This window comes from Novosphingobium sp. TK46 (genome assembly GCF_055361525.1).
This window is the reverse complement of the sequence record NZ_CM143963.1, coordinates 3,583,910-3,605,829: the sequence shown is the minus strand read 5'-3', so window position 1 is coordinate 3,605,829 and position 21,920 is coordinate 3,583,910. Positions and strand designations below refer to the sequence as shown.

Annotated in this window: 20 protein-coding genes; 10 read left to right on the top strand and 10 right to left on the bottom strand. The window is 61.5% G+C overall.

The genetic code is table 11. From position 1 onward, the window contains the following. The first annotated feature begins 1 nt into the window (after position 1). From ACXJ1Z_RS17235 to ACXJ1Z_RS17210, 6 genes are all read left to right on the top strand, one after another. Complete coding sequence (locus ACXJ1Z_RS17235) at positions 2-559, top strand: CvpA family protein (RefSeq protein ID WP_463778343.1); 558 nt, start codon at positions 2-4, stop codon at positions 557-559. 6 nt (positions 560-565) lie between these two features. Beyond that, positions 566-1,000, top strand: coding sequence for an iron-sulfur cluster assembly scaffold protein (locus tag ACXJ1Z_RS17230; protein ID WP_463778342.1), 435 nt, complete (start codon positions 566-568; stop codon positions 998-1,000). A 47-nt stretch (positions 1,001-1,047) separates the two neighbouring features. Next, complete coding sequence (locus ACXJ1Z_RS17225; protein ID WP_463778341.1) at positions 1,048-2,691, top strand: MFS transporter; 1,644 nt, start codon at positions 1,048-1,050, stop codon at positions 2,689-2,691. Next, on the top strand, positions 2,684-3,736 hold the full coding sequence (locus tag ACXJ1Z_RS17220; protein ID WP_463778339.1) for an alanine racemase: 1,053 nt from the start codon (positions 2,684-2,686) through the stop codon (positions 3,734-3,736). Before ACXJ1Z_RS17225 ends, ACXJ1Z_RS17220 begins: the two co-directional genes overlap by 8 nt. A 98-nt stretch (positions 3,737-3,834) precedes the next feature. Further along, the gene (gene phaR, locus ACXJ1Z_RS17215; protein WP_463778338.1) at positions 3,835-4,404 is read left to right on the top strand and encodes a polyhydroxyalkanoate synthesis repressor PhaR; all 570 of its coding nucleotides are present in this window, start codon (positions 3,835-3,837) and stop codon (positions 4,402-4,404) included. A gap of 1 nt (position 4,405) precedes the next feature. Beyond that, the gene (locus tag ACXJ1Z_RS17210) at positions 4,406-4,843 is read left to right on the top strand and encodes an NUDIX hydrolase (RefSeq protein ID WP_463778336.1); all 438 of its coding nucleotides are present in this window, start codon (positions 4,406-4,408) and stop codon (positions 4,841-4,843) included. 28 nt (positions 4,844-4,871) lie between these two features. On the opposite strand, the gene ACXJ1Z_RS17205 is transcribed toward ACXJ1Z_RS17210, so the two are convergent. The 7 genes from ACXJ1Z_RS17205 to cyoA are packed head-to-tail and all read right to left on the bottom strand — an operon-like array spanning position 4,872 to position 11,517. Beyond that, complete coding sequence (locus ACXJ1Z_RS17205) at positions 4,872-5,405, bottom strand: response regulator transcription factor (protein ID WP_463778335.1); 534 nt, start codon at positions 5,403-5,405, stop codon at positions 4,872-4,874. Position 5,406: 1 nt separating this feature from the next. Then, complete coding sequence (locus ACXJ1Z_RS17200) at positions 5,407-6,702, bottom strand: ATP-binding protein (RefSeq protein ID WP_463781283.1); 1,296 nt, start codon at positions 6,700-6,702, stop codon at positions 5,407-5,409. Continuing rightward, positions 6,702-7,394 carry an SURF1 family protein gene (locus ACXJ1Z_RS17195; RefSeq protein WP_463778333.1) on the bottom strand — a complete coding sequence of 231 codons (693 nt, stop codon included), beginning with the start codon at positions 7,392-7,394 and terminating at the stop codon, positions 6,702-6,704. Before ACXJ1Z_RS17195 ends, ACXJ1Z_RS17200 begins: the two co-directional genes overlap by 1 nt. Positions 7,395-7,404: 10 nt before the next feature. Continuing rightward, complete coding sequence (cyoD, locus tag ACXJ1Z_RS17190) at positions 7,405-7,815, bottom strand: cytochrome o ubiquinol oxidase subunit IV (RefSeq protein ID WP_463778331.1); 411 nt, start codon at positions 7,813-7,815, stop codon at positions 7,405-7,407. Next, positions 7,812-8,435 carry a cytochrome o ubiquinol oxidase subunit III gene (gene cyoC, locus ACXJ1Z_RS17185; protein ID WP_463778330.1) on the bottom strand — a complete coding sequence of 208 codons (624 nt, stop codon included), beginning with the start codon at positions 8,433-8,435 and terminating at the stop codon, positions 7,812-7,814. The genes cyoD and cyoC overlap by 4 nt, the downstream gene beginning before the upstream one ends. Continuing rightward, entirely contained in the window at positions 8,432-10,462 is a 2,031-nt protein-coding gene (gene cyoB / locus ACXJ1Z_RS17180; RefSeq protein ID WP_463778328.1) for a cytochrome o ubiquinol oxidase subunit I, read from the bottom strand. Before cyoB ends, cyoC begins: the two co-directional genes overlap by 4 nt. A gap of 11 nt (positions 10,463-10,473) precedes the next feature. Further along, on the bottom strand, positions 10,474-11,517 hold the full coding sequence (cyoA, locus tag ACXJ1Z_RS17175) for a ubiquinol oxidase subunit II (protein ID WP_463778326.1): 1,044 nt from the start codon (positions 11,515-11,517) through the stop codon (positions 10,474-10,476). 201 nt (positions 11,518-11,718) lie between these two features. Here cyoA and ACXJ1Z_RS17170 point away from each other — a divergent pair, with 201 nt between their 5' ends. After that, on the top strand, positions 11,719-13,071 hold the full coding sequence (locus tag ACXJ1Z_RS17170; RefSeq protein WP_463778324.1) for an MFS transporter: 1,353 nt from the start codon (positions 11,719-11,721) through the stop codon (positions 13,069-13,071). 103 nt (positions 13,072-13,174) lie between these two features. Here ACXJ1Z_RS17170 and ACXJ1Z_RS17165 read toward each other — a convergent pair whose 3' ends face one another. Genes ACXJ1Z_RS17165 through ACXJ1Z_RS17155 form a run of 3 tightly spaced genes read right to left on the bottom strand, consistent with a single transcriptional unit; the run spans position 13,175 to position 16,247 of the window. Further along, positions 13,175-13,894: a TadE/TadG family type IV pilus assembly protein gene (locus ACXJ1Z_RS17165; protein ID WP_463778323.1), complete on the bottom strand. Its 720-nt coding sequence runs from the start codon at positions 13,892-13,894 to the stop codon at positions 13,175-13,177. Between the two features lie 53 nt (positions 13,895-13,947). Beyond that, positions 13,948-14,526, bottom strand: coding sequence for a TadE/TadG family type IV pilus assembly protein (locus ACXJ1Z_RS17160; RefSeq protein ID WP_463778321.1), 579 nt, complete (start codon positions 14,524-14,526; stop codon positions 13,948-13,950). A gap of 11 nt (positions 14,527-14,537) precedes the next feature. Continuing rightward, the gene (locus tag ACXJ1Z_RS17155; RefSeq protein ID WP_463778320.1) at positions 14,538-16,247 is read right to left on the bottom strand and encodes a TadE/TadG family type IV pilus assembly protein; all 1,710 of its coding nucleotides are present in this window, start codon (positions 16,245-16,247) and stop codon (positions 14,538-14,540) included. A 293-nt stretch (positions 16,248-16,540) separates the two neighbouring features. On the opposite strand from ACXJ1Z_RS17155, the gene ACXJ1Z_RS17150 reads away from it, so the two are divergent. The 3 genes from ACXJ1Z_RS17150 to rnr all read left to right on the top strand — a co-directional run bounded on the left by ACXJ1Z_RS17150 (position 16,541) and on the right by rnr (position 21,915). Then, on the top strand, positions 16,541-18,088 hold the full coding sequence (locus ACXJ1Z_RS17150; protein WP_463778319.1) for an aminoacyl--tRNA ligase-related protein: 1,548 nt from the start codon (positions 16,541-16,543) through the stop codon (positions 18,086-18,088). A 180-nt stretch (positions 18,089-18,268) separates the two neighbouring features. Further along, the gene (locus ACXJ1Z_RS17145; protein WP_463778317.1) at positions 18,269-19,588 is read left to right on the top strand and encodes a M28 family peptidase; all 1,320 of its coding nucleotides are present in this window, start codon (positions 18,269-18,271) and stop codon (positions 19,586-19,588) included. Between the two features lie 47 nt (positions 19,589-19,635). Further along, positions 19,636-21,915: a ribonuclease R gene (gene rnr / locus ACXJ1Z_RS17140; protein WP_463778316.1), complete on the top strand. Its 2,280-nt coding sequence runs from the start codon at positions 19,636-19,638 to the stop codon at positions 21,913-21,915. Positions 21,916-21,920 lie beyond the last annotated feature (5 nt).

The window sequence follows — 21,920 nt, the reverse complement described above, 5'->3', positions numbered from 1 at the left end:
GATGACCGGCTTCGATATCGCGATCCTGCTGTTCGTAGGGATAGGTGCCGTAACCGGCTTCGTGCGGGGTTTCGTGCACGAGATCCTTGCCTTGATCGCGTGGATCGCCGCTGTGCTCGCGATTCACGCGCTGCATACGTCCCTTAGCGCATGGCTTGCGCCACATATCGGTTCGCCGTCGGGTGCGACGGTCCTCGCCTTCGGACTGCTGCTGATCGTGCCTTACGCGGTGATGAAGCTGATCGCCAATTGGGCGGGGCGCAAAAGCCGCGGTTCGCTACTTGGCCCGATCGATCGCGTGCTGGGTTTCGGCTTCGGCACGGTCAAGGGCGTCATCATCGTCGTACTCGGGTTTTCGGTGCTGTTGCTGGGGTACGACACGGTCTGGGGAATCGGCGGGCGCCCCACCTGGATCACGCAGGCGCGGACATATCCGTTCATTGATGCAGCCAGCAAGTCGCTGGTCGAGATCATCGGCAAGCGCCGGCGCGCAGCCGCTGCGGCCGCGAATCCCAACGCCAAGGCTTCCGCCAGCCTCGACAACAGCGAGGACGAGTAACGGATCATGGCGTCCGCGACCGTTCTCTACACCCCGCAAGTCCTGGCGCTCACGACCGCCCTTGCCGGCTTTCGTTTCGATGACGCGTTCGTGCTGCGCAGCGAGGCTCGCTCGCGCAGTTGCGGAAGCATGTTGATGCTCGGCCTTTCGTTCGATGCAAACGACCGCGTCGAACGCGTCGGCGTGCGCAGCCAGGCCTGCGCGATCGGCCAGGCCTCTGCCGCGATCTTTGCGCAAGGCGCCATGGGGCGTCATGGCGAAGAGATCGGCACGATGGCACAGGCGGTGGCCCACTGGGTCGCGGGGGAGGGCGAACTGCCCGACTGGCCGGATCTGACCACGATCGCTCGGGCCCGTGACTATCCCGGCCGCCACGGAGCCTTGTTGTTGCCGTGGAACGCAGCGCTGCAACTGCTTTCCTCGCGCACCGCTGCCGGTTAAGGCCAACCGCACGGCGAAAGCCGGTAGCAAATGGGGGATTACAAGCGATGGCCGAAGCAGCCGCCACCGGACCAGCCGTCTACGCGGAGCCCAGCGCATCCGACATTCGGCTCGTCATCGCCGCGTCGTCCGCCGGTACGATCTTCGAATGGTACGATTTCTTCATCTACGGCACGCTCGCCTCCATCATCGGCAAGACCTTCTTCCCCGCAGACAACGAGACGCTGCAGTTGCTGCTGGTGTGGGCCGGTTTCGCGGTCGGCTTTGGTTTTCGTCCCTTGGGGGCCATCCTGTTCGGCTATTTCGGTGACAAGCTGGGTCGCAAGTACACCTTCCTGGTCACCGTCACATTGATGGGCATCGCCACCGCCGGTGTCGGGTTGATCCCGTCCGCTGCCAGCATCGGTGTGGCCGCACCGCTCATCATCATCGTGCTGCGCATCTTGCAGGGGCTGGCGCTCGGTGGCGAGTATGGCGGCGCCGCGATCTACGTCGCCGAGCATGCGCCGCCGGACAAGCGCGGTTATTACACGGGATATATCCAGGCGAGCGTCGTGGGCGGTTTCGTGCTCAGCGTCGTCGTGGTTCTGGCCTGTCGGTTCCTCATCCCGGCGGATGTATTCGCAGCCTGGGGTTGGCGACTGCCGTTCGTACTGAGCCTCGTGCTGCTGGCGGTGTCGCTCTACATGCGACTGAAGCTAAACGAGAGCCCGGTGTTCAAGGCGATGAGCGCCGCCGGCGAGATCGCCGGCAATCCCTTCGTGGAAAGCTTCACGTATCCCGGCAACAAGAAGCGTATTTTCGTGGCGCTGTTCGGCGTCACCGGCGGCCTTACGACGATCTGGTACACTGCGTTTTTTTCCAGCCTGACGTTCCTCAAGGGGCCGATGCGCGTCGACGAGACCACTGCCGAGATTGTCGTCGGTTTGACCGGACTGATCTCGATGGTTTTCTTCGTGCTCTTTGGAAAACTGTCGGATCGCATCGGACGAAAGAAGCCGATCATCTGGGGCGACGTGCTGACGTTGCTGCTCTTGTTCCCGTTGTTCTGGGGCCTGGGGCACTACGCCAACCCAGGCTTGGCCGAGGCTGCGGAGCGGGCGCCGGTCATGGTTTCGGGCAGAGACTGCACGTACGATCCGTTCGCTTCCGAGCAGAAGACCAACTGCGGCAAGCTGCTTTCGGACCTCACGGCTTTGGGTGTCAGCTATGACCTCAAGGAAGGCGGCAGCGATTTGCAACTCGGCATCGGCGAGCGCAGTCGCGCGCTTGGTGCAGCCGATGCGATGCCGTGGATGGACAAGACCGCGCGACCCGCTCAGCTCAAGAGCTGGCTTGCAGAAGCGGGCTACGATTTCGCCAAGCAATTTCCCCCGCTCGGGCGACTGGTGATGATCGGCGTCTTGCTATGTGCACTGGGTGCGTTGTCCGGTCTGACCTACGGGTCGGTCGCCGCATTGCTGACTGAGATGTTTCCACCCAAGATCCGCTACAGTTCGATGTCGATCCCGTACCATGTCGGCGCAGGCTACCTCGGCGGATTTCTGCCTTTGATCGCCAGTTACATCATCGCCAAGACGGGCAATGCCTATTCGGGGCTATGGTACACCTGGGCTGTGGTGCTGGTTGCGCTGATCGTCGGCATATGGGGCCTCAAGGGCGGTCCGCCGCGCGAGTTCGAAGATGATTGACGCCAAGGCAGCGCTGCCACCTGCAGCGTTGAGGTTGAGCATTGACGAGCATGCCTTGCAGGCGAACTGGCGAGCCCTCGACGCGCTGTCAGGATCGGCGCGGGCAGGCGCCGCGATCAAGGCGAATGCTTATGGAATGGGCGTTCATGTAGCCGCGCCGCTGCTGCTTGCCGCAGGTTGTCGCGACTTCTTCGTGGCGCATCCTCGCGAAGCGGCGGAGGTGATCGGCCTGATCGAGCCCAGAATGTTGAGCGTCCTGCATGGGCCGTTGAGCGAGGCAGACGCAGCATGGATGCGCGACGCCGGGGTAAAGCCGGTGATCAACTCGGTAGCGCAGGCTAGGCGTTGGATCTCCGCAGGGGGCGGGCTGTGCGACCTGATGGTGGATACAGGCATCAACCGGCTTGGTTTGCCAATGGCCGAACTCGGTGCTGAGGTGATTGGCGCACTCGAGATCGACGTATTGCTGTCGCACTTGGCTTCGGCCGAGGAAATGTCGCCGCTCAACGCGCTGCAACTCGCCAGATGGCGCGACGCCAGCGCAGTGCTGCCGCATCGTCGGCGCAGCCTCGCCAACAGCGCGGGTATTGCCCTGGGGCAGGATTATCACGGCGATCTCACCAGACCTGGCCTTTCGCTTTATGGCGGCGTTCCGTGTAGCGCACTATCCGGGGTGATCCGGCAGGTCGTGAGACCACAGGCCGCGATCATGCAGGTTCGCCGGATCGAAGCGGGGGACGCAGTCGGCTATAACGCAACGTATGTTGCGAAAAGCCCCATGCGCGTGGGTACGATCGCCTTGGGTTATGCCGATGGTTTCCTGCGATGCTGGTCTGGGGTCGGCATGTTGACCGGGCAGGGCCGAGACCTTCCCGTGCTGGGCCGGGTGAGCATGGACATGACTGTGATCGACCTAAGCGATGCGCCGGACTTGCGCGAAGGTGACTGGGTTGAGGCTCTTTACGATCTTCCCGACGCTGCAACTGCGTCCGGCTTGTCTCAGTACGAGTTGCTCACATTGCTGGGATCCCGCTTCAGCCGTTGATCAGCAATGTTTTGTGCAAGTGTGCTGCGCAGCAAACTGTTGCACTGCAGCGTCGGTGTGCTTACGTTGCCTCAATACGAATAATTTGGGAACGAGCGATGGCTGACGCGACAGTCGATGACGAAACGGTAGTCATCAAGAAGTACGCTAACCGGCGGCTTTATAATACGCGCTCGTCGAGCTACATCACGCTCGAACATTTGGCGCAGATGACGCGCGAGGGCATCAACTACAAGGTGATCGACGCAAAGAGCGGCAATGACATCACGCATACGATTCTGACGCAGATCATCATGGAAGAAGAGACCAATGGCGAGCAGATGCTGCCGGTCAACTTCCTGCGCGAGCTGATCGGCATGTACGGCAATTCGATGCAATCGTTGATCCCCCATTATCTGGAGGCGTCGATGGATAACTTTCGCGCCAATCAGACCAAGTTGCACAAGGCGTTCGAAGACAGTCTGGGCAACAATCCCTTGGCCAAACTGGCCGAGCAGAACATGGCCATGTTCAAGGCTGCGGCTTCGGCGTTCATGCCGGGCGCTGAAAAGACCGAAGCCCCGGCGCAACCCTCGCAGGAGGCTCCCGCGCCGGCCGCCGAAGATCTGGCGGTCTTGCGTGAACAGATGGCGCAGATTCAGAAGCGGCTAGACACGCTGGGCAAGTAGCTTGACCCGTGTAGCCCGACCGGCAGCGAGGATCGTGCTGCAGGACAGCCACGGCAGGGTTTTGCTGTTTCGCTTCGATCCCTCGGACCGGCCCCCATTCTGGTGCACCCCCGGAGGCGCCGTCGATACCGGTGAGACTTATGAGGCTGCCGCTCGGCGCGAACTTCTGGAAGAGACCGGCATAGCGGCGGATCCCGGTCCCGAGATAGCGCGCAAACTCGCGGAGTTCATCACTCTCGAAGGCGTGCCGGTGATCGCCGATGAGCGTTACTATCGGGTCATGCTGCCAACCGGAATGGACCCCGACGCGATCGACACCGGTGGTCACACCGAACTCGAACGCCAGGTAATGCGAAGCTGGCGCTGGTTCGATCGAGATAGCTTGGCTGCACTGGATGAGTTGTGGTTCCCTGAGGATCTGGCAGATCTGCTTTTGTAGATCAGGCTACGGCAATTGGGTCATTCGGCTAGGTCATTCGGCGCTTTTCGAGCTTTCTGGCGAGAGTGCGGCGATGCATGCCAAGCCGCCGCGCGGCTTCCGAGACGTTGAAGTCGCTTTGCGCAAGCACTTCGTTGATGCGCTCCCATTCAATCGTCTTGATCGAAGTCGGGCGACTGCCGATCGGAACTTCCGTGTCGCCATGTCCCGCACCAAATGCGAGTTCGATGTCATCGGTATTTGCCGGCTTGGCGAGATACGAGGTCGCGCCCAGTTTGATCGACTGCACGGCCGTGGCGATGCTGGCATAGCCGGTGAGCACGACGATGATCATTTTCGGATCGTGATCGTGCAATGTCTCTACGCAAGTGAGCCCCGACGACTGGGCAAGCTTCAGGTCGACCACCGCGTAAGTCGGGGTGCGGATCGAAAGCAGTGCATCGACCTCTGTGGGTCCAGGCGCGACGACGACTTCGTAGTCGCGGCGTTCGAACGACCGTTGCAAGGTTCGCGCGAAGACGGCGTCATCCTCGACGATCAACAACAGGGGTCTGTCGGTCATCCTAATCCCCCAGGCTGATTGCGGACAGCGGAAGCTGCAGGGTCACCTGCGCCCCCCCGCCTTCCTTGTTGCTGGCGGATAGCGAGCCACCAAGCTTGCGTACGACATTGCCGACCAGGAACAGGCCCAGGCCCCGGCCAAGCCCGACTTTGCTGCTGTTGTACGGCTTGCCCAAATTCGTCAGCTGCTCGGGGGCGAAACCCGGGCCTTCATCGCGGACGATCAAGGCAAGCATGTCGTCGATCCGCGAAAGCAGGATGTCGATCCGGTCGGGCGATGCCTCTGCGGCATTGTCCAGCATGTTGAACACGGCCTGTTGAAGGACCACGTCGGCGACGATCGGCACGTCGCTTCCGAAATCATCCTGATAGCGAGCGTTGCGGAAATCCCGGGCGCTCGTCCAGTCGGACACGATACGATCGAACAGCGCGCGCACCGTCGTCGCGGCGGATTGTTCGCCGCGCGGATCACCCGACGAGAGCAGGATGCTGGTGACGATCGCCTTGCAGCGCTGGACCTCGGCCTGCATGTCCTCGACATCGCGCAACAGATCGGGAGCGGCGGCGATCGCCTCGATTCGGCGCCAATCGCCCAAGATGACCGATAGCGATGACAAGGGCGTGCCCAGTTCGTGCGCGGCTCCGGATGCCAGCATTCCGATCCGCACGATGTGGTCTTCTTCGACTGATTGACGGCGAATGTCGGCCAGATAATCGTCCTGCGCGCGCAAGTTGCCGTTTATACGCGTGACGAACATCACCAGCAGCACTGCGACCAGAGCGAAGCAGACCCACATGCCCTGTATGTGCAGGACGAACAGGTCGATGGCGAATGAGGCGGGCAGCATGATCGGGCGGTAAAACACAGTCAGCAGGGCAAATGCGATACTGGTTGCGATCACCATCACCCAACTCGACCAGCGATCAAGCAGCACCGATCCAAGCACGACCTGAAGCAGGAAAAGCGAGATAAACGGATTTGTCGCGCCGCCGCTGAGGTATAGCTGCGCCGAAAGCGCGAGAACGTCGAGCAGGAGCGCTCCAAACAACTCGGCATTCGTGATGTGCGACCGCCGTCGCAAGAATATGATGCTGGCGAGGTTAAGCACGATCAGCGCCGCTAGCACGGCCAGCATTGCGCGAAGCGGCAGGACGATCCCGAACGCGAATTGGGTCAGTACGATGGTGCCGAGCTGCCCAGCGACGGCAAGCCAGCGCAGTTGCACCAGTTGCAGCAGGTTTTCCCGGCCTGCCGCGATACTGATCCGGCGATCTTGCGACACGGTCGCTCCGGCGATCACGACCCGAACTGATCGCGACGTGAAGAGCGGAACCAGTAGAAGAGTGCGGCGGCCGTCATTATCGCCAGCATGTACCATGTGATTGCATAGACCAGATGGTTGTTCGTGAACGTCACGACCGTCAACCCACCGATCGGCTCACCTGCCTGCTCGCCTCCAGCCTGGGCGTCGATGAAATAAAGCTGTGCCACGATCCCGGTTCGGCGTGCGATGGCACCAATATCGCGCGAGTACCAGCGTCCGCCGGCAGGATCGTTGCTGCGCAGGAACCCTCCGCCCGGCTCGGTGAGCCGTAGCAGCCCGATGATCGTCACCCGACCGGCAGGCGTGCGAGTCACCGTGCGGTCGGGGATATAGCCCCGGTTCACCAGTACGATACCTTCGGTTGTCTTCAGCGGAGACATGACCCACCAGCCGGGGCCCCGCACGGTCGATGCCTGGACCAGCACATCCTTGCCCGGTAGGAAGCGCCCGCGCGCGATCACGCGACGATACTCATCCTGCTTGTCGATACGCGTCCCGAAAGGTGCCGGTTCGGGCGCAGCATGGAGTCGGGCGTCAACCCGGTCAATCAGATCGAGTTTCCATGCACGTCGTTCGACCTGCCACGTACCCAGCGCCATCAGCCCGGCGATCGCAAGTACCCACACCGTGCCAACCGCCGCACGAACGGCGGATGAAGACCTCATGGCGTCCGAGTCATCCCATGTCACTCATCGCCTGCGTCGGCATCATGTTGGTGTTCATGTGGTACATGACCCACAGCGATCCAATCAGCGATATGCCGATGACGACCACGGTGAACAGCAGCGCCATGATCGACCAGCCGCCTTCGGCCCGCCGGTTCATGTGCAGGAAGAACACGATGTGGACCAGCATCTGCACGGCGGCGAAGGCCATGATGATCAGGGCTGTCGCCTGCTTGGTCAGCGTCATCGTCATGACGAGCCAGAACGGGATCGCGGTAAGCACCACCGATAGCGCGAAGCCGATCCAGTAGCCCTTGCGCGATCCGTGCGCCTCGTCATTGTCGTGGTGGTGGTCCTGCTGACCGTGCTGATCCTGGCGGTCGTGCGTCTGACCGTCCATCGCGTGACCCGTCGCGCTCATCGCAGCATTCCCATCAGGTAAACGAAGGTGAAGACCCCGATCCAGATCAGGTCGAGGAAGTGCCAGAACAGACTGAGGCACATCAGCCGACGCTTGTTGGCGGTAATCAAGCCCTTCATCTGGACCTGCACCATCAGCACCACCAGCCAGATCAGGCCAAAGGTTACGTGCAGCCCGTGCGTGCCCACCAGTACGAAGAACGACGAAAGGAACGCGCTGCGCTGCGGGCCGGCACCTTCGTGGATCAGATGGGTGAACTCGTACATTTCGATGCACAGGAACGCGAGGCCGAACAACGCCGTGATCGCCAGCCAGCCTTGCGTCGCGCCACGCTTGCCGTCGCTCATGCTCAGCATCGCGAAACCGTACGTGATCGAGGAGAACAGCAGCATGGCGGTGTTGAGCGCCACCAGCGGCAGTTCGAACAGCTCTTTCGGCCCCGGGCCGCCGGCGTAGCTGGTGCCGAGCACGCCATAGGTCGCGAACAGCATCGCGAAGATGAGGCAGTCGCTCATCAGGTACATCCAGAAGCCGAGCATGGTGCTCGACCCCTCGGCGTGGTGCGGTTCTTCCGCGAGGTGGAAGAGGTCCGGGTCGAGCTGTTGTGCGGTCGCGCTCATGCGAGGGCTCCTGCGAGTTGCTTGCTGCGCGCTTCTTCCACTTCGGTCACGTGGGATGCCGGGATGTGGAAGTCGCGTTTGTAGTTGAAGGTATGCCCGATCGCGACGGCGAGGATGCCCGCGAATGCGATGATCGCCAGCCACCACACGTACCAGATCATGCCGACGCCAAACGCCACGCTCAAACCACCCAGGATGATCCCGGCGCCGGTGTTGCTGGGCATGTGGATGTCGGCGTAGCCGGTCAGTGGCCGTGCATAGTGGCGCGCCTTCATATCGGCCCAGGCGTCGTTGTCATGCACCACCGGCGTGAACGCGAAGTTGTAGTCCGGCGGGGGCGAGGAGGTCGCCCACTCCAGCGTGCGGCCGTTCCAGGGGTCGCCTGTCAGGTCACGCAAGCTCTCGCGATCGCGGATGCTGACATAGAACTGCATCAGCATGGCGGCGATACCCAGCGCAATCAGGAACGCTCCAAAGCCCGCGATGATAAACCAGATCTGCAGGCTCGGATCGTCGAAGGTGCGCAGGCGCCGTGTGACGCCCATCAGACCCAGCACATAGAGCGGCATGAAGGCGAAGTAGAAGCCGCTGACCCACAGCCAGAAGCTGGTCTTGCCCCAAAACTGGTTGAGCTTGAAGCCGAATGCCTTGGGCCACCAGTAGTTTATCGCCGCGAAGGCACCGAACAGCACGCCGCCGATGATCACGTTGTGGAAGTGCGCCACCAGGAACAGCGAGTTGTGCAGCACGAAGTCGGCCGGTGGCACCGCCAGCAGCACGCCGGTCATGCCGCCCAGCGTGAAGGTGATCATGAACGCGATCGTCCACATCATCGGCAGTTCGAAGCGGATCTGCCCGCGGTACATCGTGAACAGCCAGTTGAAGATCTTCGCGCCCGTCGGGATCGAGATGATCATCGTCGTGATGCCGAAGAAGCTGTTGACGCTGGCGCCCGATCCCATGGTGAAAAAGTGGTGCAGCCAGACCAGGTACGCGAGTACAGTGATGACCAGCGTGGCATAGACCATCGAGGTGTAACCGAAGAGGCGCTTGCCCGAGAAGGTCGAGGTCACTTCGCTGAACACGCCGAACATCGGCAGGATCAGGATGTAGACCTCGGGGTGGCCCCAGATCCAGATCAGGTTCACGTACATCATCGGGTTGCCGCCCAGCGTGTTCGTGAAGAACGCGGTCTCGGCATAGCGGTCGAGGCTGAGCAGCGCGAGCACGGCGGTCAGCACCGGGAAGGCGGCGACGATCAGGATGTTGGTGCACAGCGAGGTCCAGCAGAAGATCGGCATCTTCATCATGGTCATACCGGGCGCCCGCATCTTCACGATCGTGGCGATCAGGTTGATGCCTGATAACAACGTCCCGACGCCCGCGATCTGCAACGCCCAGATGTAGTAGTCTACGCCCACCCCGGGGCTGGCGGCGATGCCCGACAGCGGCGGCATGGCGAGCCAGCCGGTCTGCGCGAACTCGCCCACGAACAGGCTCATCATGACGATGGCGGCGCCCGCCGTGGTCATCCAGAAGCTGAAGTTGTTGAGGAACGGGAACGACACGTCGCGCGCGCCGATCTGCAGCGGCACGACGTAGTTCATCAGGCCGGTAACGATCGGCATCGCCACGAAGAAGATCATGATCACCCCGTGCGCGGTGAACACCTGGTCGTAGTGGTGTGCGTTGAGATAGCCTTCGTTGTTGAAGGCCAAGGCCTGCTGCAGCCGCATCATGATCGCATCGGAAAAGCCGCGCAGCAGCATGACGATGCCAAGGATCATGTACATGATGCCGATGCGCTTGTGGTCGACGGTGGTGAACCACTCCTTCCACAGATAGCCCCAGAGCTTGAAATAGGTCAGCGCGGCCAGCAATGCGGCTCCGCCAAGAGCGACTGCCACGAACGTGGCGACCACGATCGGTTCATGCAGCGGCAGGCTTTCGATCGTGAAACGACCGAAGATCGGACTCACCGAGGAGAAAATGCCGGTTGCGGCGGCGGTGGTTGCAGGGGTGCTCATCGCAGGGCCAATCAATGGGTGTGCTTGGTGGGGATGTTGTCGGCCTCTGGCGAGGACGGGCTACGCTGCTTGATGTCTGCCGGGTTCGCGGGGGCAGGGCCGCCGGCCTGGCTGGTGGTCAACGGTGCCTGCCGACGCTGATCCTTCGGCATCGCATGGCCGCTTTCACCACCCATGCCGGATGGATCCGCCGCGTCATGGTTCATCATGTGGCTCATGCATGGCGTACCTGGCTCTACGCATTGGTTCACCACGGCTTCGAACAAGCCCGGCGCCACCTTGCCGAAGCGCATGACCGGCACCTTTTCCGTAGGCTTGACCAAGGTGATGTAGTTCGCTCGGGTCAGCGGAACCCGCGCCGCCTGGTTTCGCGCGACCCAGGCGTTGAAGGCGGTGTCGTCCATCCCATGGAAGCGGAACCGCATGCCCGAGAAACCCGCGCCGCTATAGTTTGACGAAAAGCCCTCATAGTTACCTGGCTTGTTGATGACGGCGTTGAGCTTGGTCTCCATCGACGGCATCGCATAGATCATGCCCGCGAGCGTCGGCACGTAGAACGCGTTCATCACCGATGACGATGTCAACCGGAACGTGATCGGGCGGTCGACCGGGGCCGCGAGTTCATTCACGGTGGCAAAGCCGTACTCGGGGTAGATGAACAGCCATTTCCAATCGAGCGCCACGACCTGCACTTCCAGTGGCTTGGTATTGACGGGTACGGGCTTGCCCTGGGAAATGCGCCCGATGGGGCGATAGGGATCGAGCAGGTGGGTGCCGGTCCAGGTCACCGCGCCCAGACAGATGACGATCAGTAGCGGCGCCGACCAGATCATCAGCTCCAGCAGGGTGGAGTGATCCCAATCCGGCTCGTACTTCGCGTCCTTGTTGGAAGCACGGTACTTCCAGGCGAAGATGCCGACCAGCGCGATCACCGGAATGACGATGAGCAGCATCAGGAAGGTCGCGAAGAGGACGAGATTACGCTGTTGCAGCGCGACATCGCCCATCGGGTTCATGACCACCATGTCGCAGCCGCCAAGCAGCGGCAGGATCATCAACGCGGGCAGCGCACGCGTAATGACACGAGCGATGGATGGAGATGCGGGCGGAGTCGGGCCGGTGTTTGGCATGGCGGTGATCTATGCCCGAAAGCCGCGCCATGACATTGGACATTTTGTCCAATCGCGTTTTCGCGCGTAATGCTTCATTTGGACAAGCATGGCCGATCGAGCTCCCGGCCAAGGAAGACGGATCTAATGACTGCCATGACCGGCGATGACGCCAACCTGTCCCACGCGGCCAATTCCGGAACGGCTGAACGTGATGCTCGCGTGGTCAACGCGCGTCATGAAGAGGTCGCTCCGGCTGAAATCGCGATCGGTGTGATCATCGGCCGCACGTCCGAGTTCTTCGACTTCTTCGTCTATGCGATCGCGTCGGTGCTGGTGTTTCCGTCCCTGGTGTTCCCGTATGTCGACCGGGTGACGGGCACCGTCTATTCCTTCATGATCTTCGCGCTCGCGTTCATCGCTCGGCCGATCGGGACGCTGATCTTCATGCGTGTCGATGCGTCCCTTGGACGCGGCACCAAGCTGACGATCGCTCTTTTCCTGCTCGGAAGCTCGACGGTCGCAGTGGCCTTTTTGCCCGGGTATGAAACTATCGGCATCTGGTCGGCGATCGCACTTGCCGTATTTCGTATCGGTCAGGGTGTCGCGCTTGGCGGCGCATGGGATGGTCTCGCGTCACTGCTCGCGATCAATGCGCCTGAAAATCGACGCGGCTGGTATGCGATGATACCGCAGCTCGGCGCGCCGCTCGGCCTGATATTGGGCAGCGCGCTGTTCGCATTTTTTCTGGCGTCGCTATCGCCGACCGACTTCATCGATTGGGGCTGGCGTTATCCGTTCTTCGTTGCTTTCGCGATCAACGTCGTCGCCCTGTTCGCGCGTTTGCGGATGGTCTCCACGCCAGATTACACCGCGCTTTTTGCCAGCAAGGAGCTCGAACCCTCGAGTGTCGCCGACACCATCCGCAAGGATTGGCGTAACATCGTGATCGGTGCGTTCGCGCCGCTCGCCAGCTTTGCGCTTTTCCACATGGTCACCGTCTTTCCGTTATCCTGGGTTGCTTTGTTCACGGACGAAAGCCCGACCCGCTTCCTGCTGATCGAGATCGGCGCTGCGGTGGTTGGGCTGATTGCGGTGATCTGCTCGGGACTGCTCGCGGACCGGATTGGCCGTCGGTATCTGCTCGGCGCGACCGCGGCGGGCATCGCCGTCTTCAGCGGCTTCGCACCGCAATTGCTGAACGGTGGTGATTCCGGAGAGATGGTCTTCATGCTGCTCGGCTTCGCGCTGCTTGGGGTGGCCTTCGGACAATCATCTGGATCGGTCGCCGGCAACTTTGCCAGCACCCGTCGATACACCGGCGCCGCGCTGACATCCGACCTGGCCTGGCTGTTCGGCGCCGGCTTTGCGCCGCTCGTCGCACTGGTGCTGGCAAGCCATTTCGGCCTGGTCGCGGCAGGCGGCTATCTGTTGTCGGGCGCATTGGCGACTTTGGTGGCGCTGTTCATCAACAAGGAGCTTGGCCGCCGCATCGCATAACTGCCACCTTGAGAAAGGTGGTTCGGCGGCTGTGAAACGACCACGCTACTGCCTCGATGGGCCGATGATGAACCGCAAATAGATACGCCAAAGATTGCGATTTTCAGCTGGTAGGCACCGTCGCATCGAACAAGCGGCAATCGGCCCGCCGTTTACCGCTCAAGCTGCCGTCGTTTCGCAGACTGTAGGCATTGCGCTGCCGCACGGAGAACGCGACCACGCGCCGGATCTGGGGCTGTCCGAGCAGCGATGAGATGATGTCGCTAGGTATGACGGGCTGATAGTTGTAGACGACTTCCACCACCATCACGGCCATGCCGGGCGATGCGGAGATCTGGTTGGTCGGATCGCCCATTCCATCAATCTTCGAGGCACCTTCGACCGCTGCATGATCGGGGTTGGTCGTATCGTCGATATTTGTGACTTGGCCGCCGGCGCTGTTCAGCGGGACTCCATACGACGATGTGACCGACAGCGCGCCGGCGCAACGTTGCCAGCGGATCCATTGGCGATACCCATTCGGGTTGTCGGCAGTCACGGCGCCCCGGCCACCTGTCCCGCTCGTGGTGGTTCGTTGCTCGAGATCGGACAATATAATGCGACCGTTGGCGCTGAAATTCAGCGGTTCGCCCAGTTTGAGCGCGCCGATCATCACCTCTGAGATATCACCCTCGTCAATGCTCGTCCTTACCCGGCCCGCGTTGTCCGCGACCGACATGGCAAGTTGCGAGATGCGAAGATTGGCCATCACATAGTTCGCCATCTCGACACCTCCCAACCCGAGCAGGAGGATGACGGGGGCGGTGATGGCGAATTCGGTCAACGCCAGTCCGCTGGCATCGTGGCGCAGGCTCCGCACCTTTCGCATCAAGTGGGTCATCTGCACACGGTGGCTGGCTCGGGTTGCGAAGCGTATGGCTGGTTTTTCAGCATGGTGGTCGCGGTGACGATTTCGTTCGGGTCCCAGCCCAGCAGGCCCTTCATCGGCACGAGTTCCGGATAGCTGGCCGTAGCGGTGTAGAGCACGACATCATCGGATCCCCCGGTGCCCGCCTTGCCGGCATCGGCGTCCCAGCGGCCGTTGCCGTTGATGTCGCTGAAGCAGTCGCCTGCATTGTATATCCCAAGCGGGGCGGTGTCCGTGGTGATGGGCTCCGCTTTGGCCACGCGGTCGAATTTATTGTAGCTCGTCGGCACGACGGCGACAGTCGCATTGGCTGCGACCGGATCGATCTTCGTCTTCACGATCGCAGTCAACTCGGCGGCGGTTGTACTGGTGCCAATCGTGACCATGCGAGCGGCCTGATCAAGTGCATCCTGAAGCTGCACCGCGACGTACTGGCGATAGCCCAGCGCGAACAGGCCGAACATCATCACCATCAGCGGCATGCAGACGATCGCGAATTCGAGGATGGAAGCACCTCTGCGGTCACCCCAGAGCCGATCCGACAGCATGGCTTTGCATTTCACTTCGTCAGCCTCAGCGCACCGATGTTCTGGCCGATTTCGACGAACTTGGCGATCAAGGCTGCCTGGTTGGACGAAGTCGAGGCCTGACTGCTCGTACTGGCGCAATTCGTGAGCGAGGTATCCAGCGTAGTGGCAAAACCGATGACCCAAACCGAATAACCCATCGATTTGGCTTGCGAACACAGCAAAGCGAACCGCTGCTTGTGCCTGGCCAACTGGTCGGTTTCGTTGGAAGCACTGCCGCCCGGGGTCACCCGGGCGTCCAGCTGTTCGACGCCATAACTCGAATACAGTGAAGAGTAGCCCGTATCGAACTGTCCGTCGGTCATGAAGATAATGTATTTCTTCACAGGCATCGAATTGTACGTGTCGGGATTGTTTGCGCCGAAAATGCCCGAGGATGAATCCCAACGGGCACCCCACATCATTCCATTGTCGTGATAAGTGCCGCCATCCGGATTCAGGGAATCGAGGTAGTTGGACAGCGCCGTTCTTGTCCAGTTTTGCATCATGGCCGCTTCGGTAGGGCATGCCGACTGCGGCTTGTAAGGATTTCCGGCGTAAAGCCCTGTCTTGTAACTCGTGAACTCGACCTCGGGCCAGTACGGCTTCCACTTGGTGTCTTCCGAGTTCGGTATAAGGTTGATATCGAGATCGTAGGCGTCCGATGGTATCGATGTTGCATTCGACGCCATACGGCTCGTCTTGCGTTCTTCGATGCATCCGGACCATGTCGTGAAATTTGCCACGCTTCCAATCGGTGTATCACCGGCAGAATCAGCTGTGCCAATGAATGGTGTCACGTTAACGGATGAACCATTTACAAAGTTTGCGGTATTAATCTCCTGTGCGACATATGCAAAGTAGGTACAGGTTCCGCTTTTGTAACTTCCCGCTAAAGACTTACAGCTCGTTTCCGTGGTATTAGCAGTCGTCACCTTACGGGATTGATAGGTCCAGTTACCCGACACCATGTAGCCCGTATTTGCAGCTCGGATCGACTTTCCAACATTGACCGCACTTGCATATGGGACGATGCCGTAACGAAGGCGCAGACCGGAAGCCGCAAGCTGCGTCTGGACGCTTGCCAGCTGATCATACAAGGCAAGCACGGCGCTACGCAGCGCCTGAATCTTCGTTACGGAGTCAGTCGCTACCGCCTTGTCTTTCATCGACCCGGTCGTATCCAGAACCAGAACGACATCCGTGTTCACGAAATCCTGCGAGGCGTCGCAGTTGACGGTGATCGGCAGCGACGTAAATCCGAACATGCCCATGAAAGTAGTCGGAATGTTCGTTGCGGCTGAAATGACTACCGTCGTCTTGGTTCCGCTTCCGCTGGTAATCGTCGGCGTAAAGGCGTCGGCGCCAAACGTTCCTTGTTGGAAGTTGAAGTTGAAGAACTTGGCAGCTTCGGTCTTCACGCGATCGTCGACGATGCCGTTTGCCATCGCCCTGCGACCGGCAAGCGCCGCCGCGTCGCATGCGTTTTGCATCTGTTTACGCGCGACATAGCCGCGTCCCATATCGATGGAAGAACCCACGAGGGCGATCAGGGGTATGAGAAAGGCGGCCCACAAGATCAGGACGTTGCCGTTCCGATCGGCTGCTAACGTCCTGGGCAACCGGACGATCGATCTCGGGCGTGCGGCGCACCGCAAGCGGCGCATAGCCGCATTGACAAGGTTCAGGCGCTGCAACTTCATGACCCGTTCCCGCAATGTTGATATCATTGCACCTCGCGCGAGTATGGCCGCCATAAACACGCTCAAAATCGTGATAGAGGTTGGGCAGCTAAGAAGGCCTTAATTCGGACCCGGCTTAGATACCTATCGAGTAGCCAGCAGAGTTGCGGATGCGGCAGCCCGATGCCTGCCGCTACGCAAATGCGTCATCTGAAACGTTATCGTCATCGAAGCAGACGCGCAGCCATGCGGGCGGTCCGTGCCGCCGCCTTCGAACGTTTGAACCTGCCGGCAACTCCCGCTAACAGCGCAGCATGAATCAGACGCCCCAGATCCGCCATGCCCTGACTATCAAGCGCGAGGACGATTTCGCCGGATGGTATCAGGAAGTGATTTCCGAAGCCGAGATGGCCGAGGAATCAGGTGTTCGCGGATGCATGGTGATCAAGCCGTGGGGTTATGGCATCTGGGAACGCATCCAGCGCCGCATGGATGATCGGATCAAAGCGGCAGGGGTGCAGAACTGCTACTTCCCCTTGTTCATTCCGCTTTCCTACTTCGCCAAGGAGGCCGAGCACGTCGAAGGCTTTGCAAAAGAGATGGCGGTCGTTACCCACCATCGTCTCGTCGCGGACGGCAAGGGCGGCCTAGTACCCGATCCCGAGGCCAAGTTGGAAGAACCGCTGATCGTGCGGCCGACATCGGAGACGGTCATCGGCGCCGCAATGGCGCGCTGGATCCAGTCCTGGCGTGATCTGCCGATGATGACGAACCAGTGGGCCAACGTCGTGCGTTGGGAAATGCGGACACGCATGTTCCTGCGCACCAGCGAGTTCCTGTGGCAGGAGGGCCATACCGCTCACGCCGATCGTGACGATGCCATGGTCGAGACGCTTCGTTCACTCGAGATGTATCGTGATTTCGCTGAAACCGAGTTGGCGATGCCGGTGGTTGCCGGTGAAAAGCCCGAGAACGAGCGCTTCCCGGGTGCCGTCGCGACCTATTCGATCGAGGCGATGATGCAGGACGGCAAGGCTCTGCAGGCCGGCACGTCGCACTACCTTGGCACCGGCTTCGCGCAATCGGCGGGTATCCAGTATCAGGATAAGGAGGGCACGCAGCGGCATTGCCACACGACGTCGTGGGGCACGTCGACACGCATGATCGGCGGTCTGATCATGACCCATGGCGATGATGACGGCTTGCGCGTGCCGCCGATCGTGGCACCCCATCAGATCGTGGTGCTGCCGATGTTGCGGGACAATGCCGAGGATGAGGCACTTTTGGCCTATTGTACTGAACTTACAAAGGCGCTGGGCGGACTTAACGTGTTCGGAGAACCGGTCCGGGTGCTGCTGGACAAGCGCCCCGGCAAGGCGACGCAAAAGCGCTGGGCGTGGGTCAAGAAGGGCGTGCCCCTCGTTCTGGAGATTGGCGGTCGTGATGCGGCCGGGGGTCAGGTCTCGGTATTGCGCCGCGATCGGCTATGGACCGATAACGCGAAGGCGAACTTCGTCGGGATGGCGAAGGATGATTTTGTCGGCAAGGCAGTGTCTGAGCTCGAGCAGATCCAAGCCTCGCTCTATGCAGAGGCGAGGGCGCGGCGTGACGCAAACTTGACTGAGATCGACAGCTTCGATGCGCTCGCGGCGTTCTTCTCGGAGAACAAACGCTATCCGGGGTGGGCGCAGGTTTTGTGGTCTCGCCCGACTGGCGACGAGCTGGAAGCGGTGGTGCAAAAGCTCAAGGCGCTGAAGCTGACTATTCGCAACACACCTCTCGATAGCGGCGGCGTCAGCGGCACATGCATCTTCACGGCTCAGCCGGCGGTCGAAAAGATCTATGTGGCGCGCTCTTACTGATGCGCCGTTGACCTGATCGCGGGCGTCGTTGCGCGGCGGCTGCCTTGGACTGACTTCAGCGGAGATCTTGGTCGGATAGGGGGCATGCCGCCGAACGGAGGCAGCAATCGAGCTTGCGTTCCAGCACTGGCAGCCTGACAGGACACTTGCCTTCATGCTCCTGTTGGCTGAACAAGAGCCATGCTTAGACTTTTGATCGCCGCGGCACTCAGTTCCTCGCTTTGTTCTGGCATCGCCTTGGCAAAGGATGCCGAAGTCTCCGAAGCGCGCATGCGCGCGGATATCGAAAAGCTGGTGAGTTTCGGCACGCGGCACACGCTGTCATCGCAGACCGATCCCAAGCGTGGCATCGGCGCGGCCCGACGCTGGGCCGAAGGCGAGTTTCGCCGCTCGGCAAAGGCGTGCGGCGGCTGCCTGACGATCGCGCTTCCTGAAACGATGGCAAGCGGCACGCGTATCCCGATCCCGGTGCGCCTGGTTGATGTCGTCGCTATCCAACGCGGGACTGAGCGGCCGGACGAAGTCGTTATCGTGCAAGGTCATCTCGATAGCCGCGTTAGCGACGTGATGGACGCGACCAAGGATGCTCCGGGCGCGAACGATGACGGCTCCGGGGTCTCGCTGGTGCTGGAATCGGCGCGTCTGCTGTCGCAGCGCAAGTTCCCTACCACGATCGTCTATGCCGTGCTCTCGGGCGAGGAGCAGGGACTCTTCGGCGGCAAGCTGCTCGCAGACTATGCCGCCAAGCAGGGCTGGAAGGTCAAGGCGGTGCTCAACAACGATATCGTTGGTGGCAGCAGGGGAGCCGATGAGCTTGTGGATGACACTCACGTCCGCCTGTTCTCCGAGGGGCCCCGCGCTGACGCGACCGACAAGACGCGTGCCGCTTCGCGCCGTTTTGGCGGAGAGAACGACAGCCCGGGACGGAACCTTTCACGCTACATCGCAGCATTGGCGAACGACGGCCTCGCCGTCCGGCAGGTCTGGCGGGCTGATCGTATGGGCCGCGGCGGAGATCAGCTACCGTTTCTGGAAAAGGGCTATCCGGCGGTTCGCTTTTCGGTTGCGGTCGAGGACTACGACCATCAGCATCAGGATCTGCGCACCGAAGGGGGCGTAAAATTCGGGGACACCATCGACGAGATGGACTTCCCTTATCTCGCCAAGGTGACACGTATCAACATCACGGCGCTCGCGGCACTCGCCGCAGCACCGATACCGCCGTCGCCCAAGGTCGAGGCGGCGCTTTCGACCTTTACGCAGCTGACCTGGGCAGCGGTGCCGGGTGCGAAGAGCTACAACGTCTGGCAGCGTCGCACCGATGCCTCGGATTGGGAGCCGAAGCCGGTGCGATCGGGCCTCTCCACCACCAGCGTTAAGCTAGATGGCGTGCGGGGTGATGACTGGTTGTTTGGCGTCAGCGCCGTAGCTGCGGGCGGTGCACAAAGTCCAGTTGCGGCCGCGGTGCCCGGTGGCGGGTTTGCGCCGCTTGGCGATTAAGGTCGCTGCCATTGCGGGGAGCCGCTGCGCAGCCTAAGTCAGCGGCGATGCCATCACCAAAAGCCCTGGGCCTTCCATCGCGCAAGCAGATCCTCGACTTCATTCAGGAGTCCACGGAGCCAGCGGGCAAACGTGAAATCGCGCGTGCTTTCGGCCTCAAGGGTCACGAGAAGATCCAGCTCAAGGCGCTGCTCAAGGACATGGCCGACGAGGGGCTGATCGACGGCAAGCGCACCGCCTATCATCGCATGGGAGGCGTTCCGAAGGTTACCGTCCTGCGCGTCGTCGGGGTCGAGGACGGCGAGGCGATCGCGGTTCCCGATACCTGGCAGCCGGATGATGCCACGCCGCCGCCGCGTTTACGCTTGATCGAGAGAAGTGCGGGCCGCCGCTCGGCCGCGGCGCTGAAGCCGGGGGACCGGGTGCTCGCGAGGACCGAGGAGAGCAACGGACACTGGCGCGCGTTCCCGATGAAGGTGCTGGGCGCGGCCGAGGAACAGGTTCTGGGCGTGGTCGAGATGGATAGTGCCGGCAAGGCCTGGCTGGCCCCGGTCGACAAGCGAATCCGCCATTCCATGCCGATCGCGGATCTGTCGGGCGCGGCAAAGGGCGAACTGGTGCTGGCCGAGCCGGTCGGGCGGTCCGAACGCGCGGGCGTCAAGGTGTTGCAGGTGCTGGGGGAGCCATTGGCGCCGCGGGCCTTCAGCCTGATAGCGATCCACAAGCACGGGATCCCCAACGTCTTTGCGCAAGCCACCCTGGACGAAGCCGAACTCGCGGCCAGACTGCCGGTCAGCGCCGAGCATCGCGAGGACTTGCGGCATTTGCCGATCGTCGCGATCGATCCGTCGGACGCGCGCGATCATGACGATGCGATCTGGGCCGAGCCGGACGGGGAGGGAGGCTTCCGCGCGCTCGTCGCGATTGCGGACGTCTCGTACTATGTTCGACCAGGCGGTGACGTGGACCGCGAGGCGCGCAAGCGCGGCAACTCGGTGTACTTTCCCGATCGCGTCGTGCCGATGCTGCCAGAGGTGCTTTCCGCCGATGTCTGCTCACTGCGCGCAGGAGAAGATCGTGCGGCGATGGCCTGTCACATCGTCATCGATTCCACCGGAAAGATCACGCAATGGCGCTTCAGCCGCGCTATCGTGCGCATCGCCGAGGTCATCGCCTACGAGGACGCGCAAAGGCGGATCGACGAAGGTTCCGGCGACGGCGAGGTCGCTCTGTCCGTGTTGCAGAACCTGTGGTCGGCGTGGCGAGCGCTGGCTTCCGCCCGGGATGATCGCGATCCGCTCGAGCTCGAACTGCCCGAACGCCGCGTCATGCTGGACGATCAGGGGCGTATCGCCGAGATCGCACTGCGTGAGCGCCTCGACGCGCACCGGGTCGTCGAAGACTTCATGATCGCCGCCAATGTCGCTGCGGCCAAGGCACTCGAAGCCAAGGTCGCCCCGGTGGTGTATCGCATCCACGAGCCACCAAGCCGTGAGAAGCTGATCGCGCTCAAGGAATATCTGGCGACGTTCGGACGCAAGCTGGCGTTGGGCCAGGTCATCACGCCGGGCCTGTTCAATCGCATGCTCAAGGACGTGACCGACGAGGCCGAAAAGGCACTGGTCATGGAAGCCGTCCTGCGCAGCCAGACCCGCGCCTACTACGGCCCGCGTAATGCCGGACATTTCGGCCTCGCGCTGGCCTCGTATGCGCACTTTACGTCGCCGATCCGCCGTTATGCCGACCTGCTGGTGCATCGTGCGCTTGTCGACGGTTATCAGCTCGAACAGCCGGCGCCGAAGCTGGACTTGCCGAAGCTGTCGGGTTTGTCCGACCGAGACCGGGATGATCTGTCGCGGATCAGCGACGCGATCAGCGAGGCAGAGCGCCGGGCGATGGAGGCCGAGCGCGAGACCATCGATCGCTATGTGGCGGCGTGGCTGTCGAGCCGAGTCGGCGAAACCTTCCCCACCCGGATCACCGGCGTACAGAAGTTCGGCTTTTTCGCGACCATCGTGGGGCTGGGGGGCGATGGCCTCGTTCCCGTCTCGACGCTTGGAGACGAACGCTTTCATTATGATGAAAAAGCGCATGTCCTGTTCGGAGAGCGAACCGGGACCAAGTACGCCAGCGGTGATCGCCTACCTCTTCGCCTGGCCGAGGCCAATCCGCTGACCGGCGCACTGAAGTTCGAACTGGTAGAGGGTGGAACGTCGCCGATCGAACCGCGCGGCCGGCCATTGCCGCTCAAGAAGCACGGCAATCGGCTCGTGGGCCAGCGTGGCCGCCCTGCGAATATCCGACACCAGGGCAAGAAAAAGCGCTAGCCCTG

What these genes read in the sequence shown, in the direction of transcription:
- ACXJ1Z_RS17230 (WP_463778342.1), top strand. Translation starts at nt 566, where the DNA reads ATGGCGTCCGCGACCGTTCTCTACACCCCGCAAGTCCTGGCGCTCACG.
- ACXJ1Z_RS17225 (WP_463778341.1), top strand. Translation starts at nt 1,048, where the DNA reads ATGGCCGAAGCAGCCGCCACCGGACCAGCCGTCTACGCGGAGCCCAGC.
- ACXJ1Z_RS17235 (WP_463778343.1), top strand. Translation starts at nt 2, where the DNA reads ATGACCGGCTTCGATATCGCGATCCTGCTGTTCGTAGGGATAGGTGCC.
- ACXJ1Z_RS17195 (WP_463778333.1), bottom strand. Translation starts at nt 7,394, where the DNA reads ATGAGGTCTTCATCCGCCGTTCGTGCGGCGGTTGGCACGGTGTGGGTA.
- ACXJ1Z_RS17220 (WP_463778339.1), top strand. Translation starts at nt 2,684, where the DNA reads ATGATTGACGCCAAGGCAGCGCTGCCACCTGCAGCGTTGAGGTTGAGC.
- cyoD (WP_463778331.1), bottom strand. Translation starts at nt 7,815, where the DNA reads ATGAGCGCGACGGGTCACGCGATGGACGGTCAGACGCACGACCGCCAG.
- phaR (WP_463778338.1), top strand. Translation starts at nt 3,835, where the DNA reads ATGGCTGACGCGACAGTCGATGACGAAACGGTAGTCATCAAGAAGTAC.
- ACXJ1Z_RS17170 (WP_463778324.1), top strand. Translation starts at nt 11,719, where the DNA reads ATGACTGCCATGACCGGCGATGACGCCAACCTGTCCCACGCGGCCAAT.
- cyoC (WP_463778330.1), bottom strand. Translation starts at nt 8,435, where the DNA reads ATGAGCGCGACCGCACAACAGCTCGACCCGGACCTCTTCCACCTCGCG.
- ACXJ1Z_RS17150 (WP_463778319.1), top strand. Translation starts at nt 16,541, where the DNA reads ATGAATCAGACGCCCCAGATCCGCCATGCCCTGACTATCAAGCGCGAG.
- rnr (WP_463778316.1), top strand. Translation starts at nt 19,636, where the DNA reads ATGCCATCACCAAAAGCCCTGGGCCTTCCATCGCGCAAGCAGATCCTC.
- ACXJ1Z_RS17160 (WP_463778321.1), bottom strand. Translation starts at nt 14,526, where the DNA reads ATGCTGTCGGATCGGCTCTGGGGTGACCGCAGAGGTGCTTCCATCCTC.
- ACXJ1Z_RS17145 (WP_463778317.1), top strand. Translation starts at nt 18,269, where the DNA reads ATGCTTAGACTTTTGATCGCCGCGGCACTCAGTTCCTCGCTTTGTTCT.
- cyoB (WP_463778328.1), bottom strand. Translation starts at nt 10,462, where the DNA reads ATGAGCACCCCTGCAACCACCGCCGCCGCAACCGGCATTTTCTCCTCG.
- ACXJ1Z_RS17155 (WP_463778320.1), bottom strand. Translation starts at nt 16,247, where the DNA reads ATGAAGTTGCAGCGCCTGAACCTTGTCAATGCGGCTATGCGCCGCTTG.
- ACXJ1Z_RS17205 (WP_463778335.1), bottom strand. Translation starts at nt 5,405, where the DNA reads ATGACCGACAGACCCCTGTTGTTGATCGTCGAGGATGACGCCGTCTTC.
- cyoA (WP_463778326.1), bottom strand. Translation starts at nt 11,517, where the DNA reads ATGATCCTGCCGCTGCTTGGCGGCTGCGACATGGTGGTCATGAACCCG.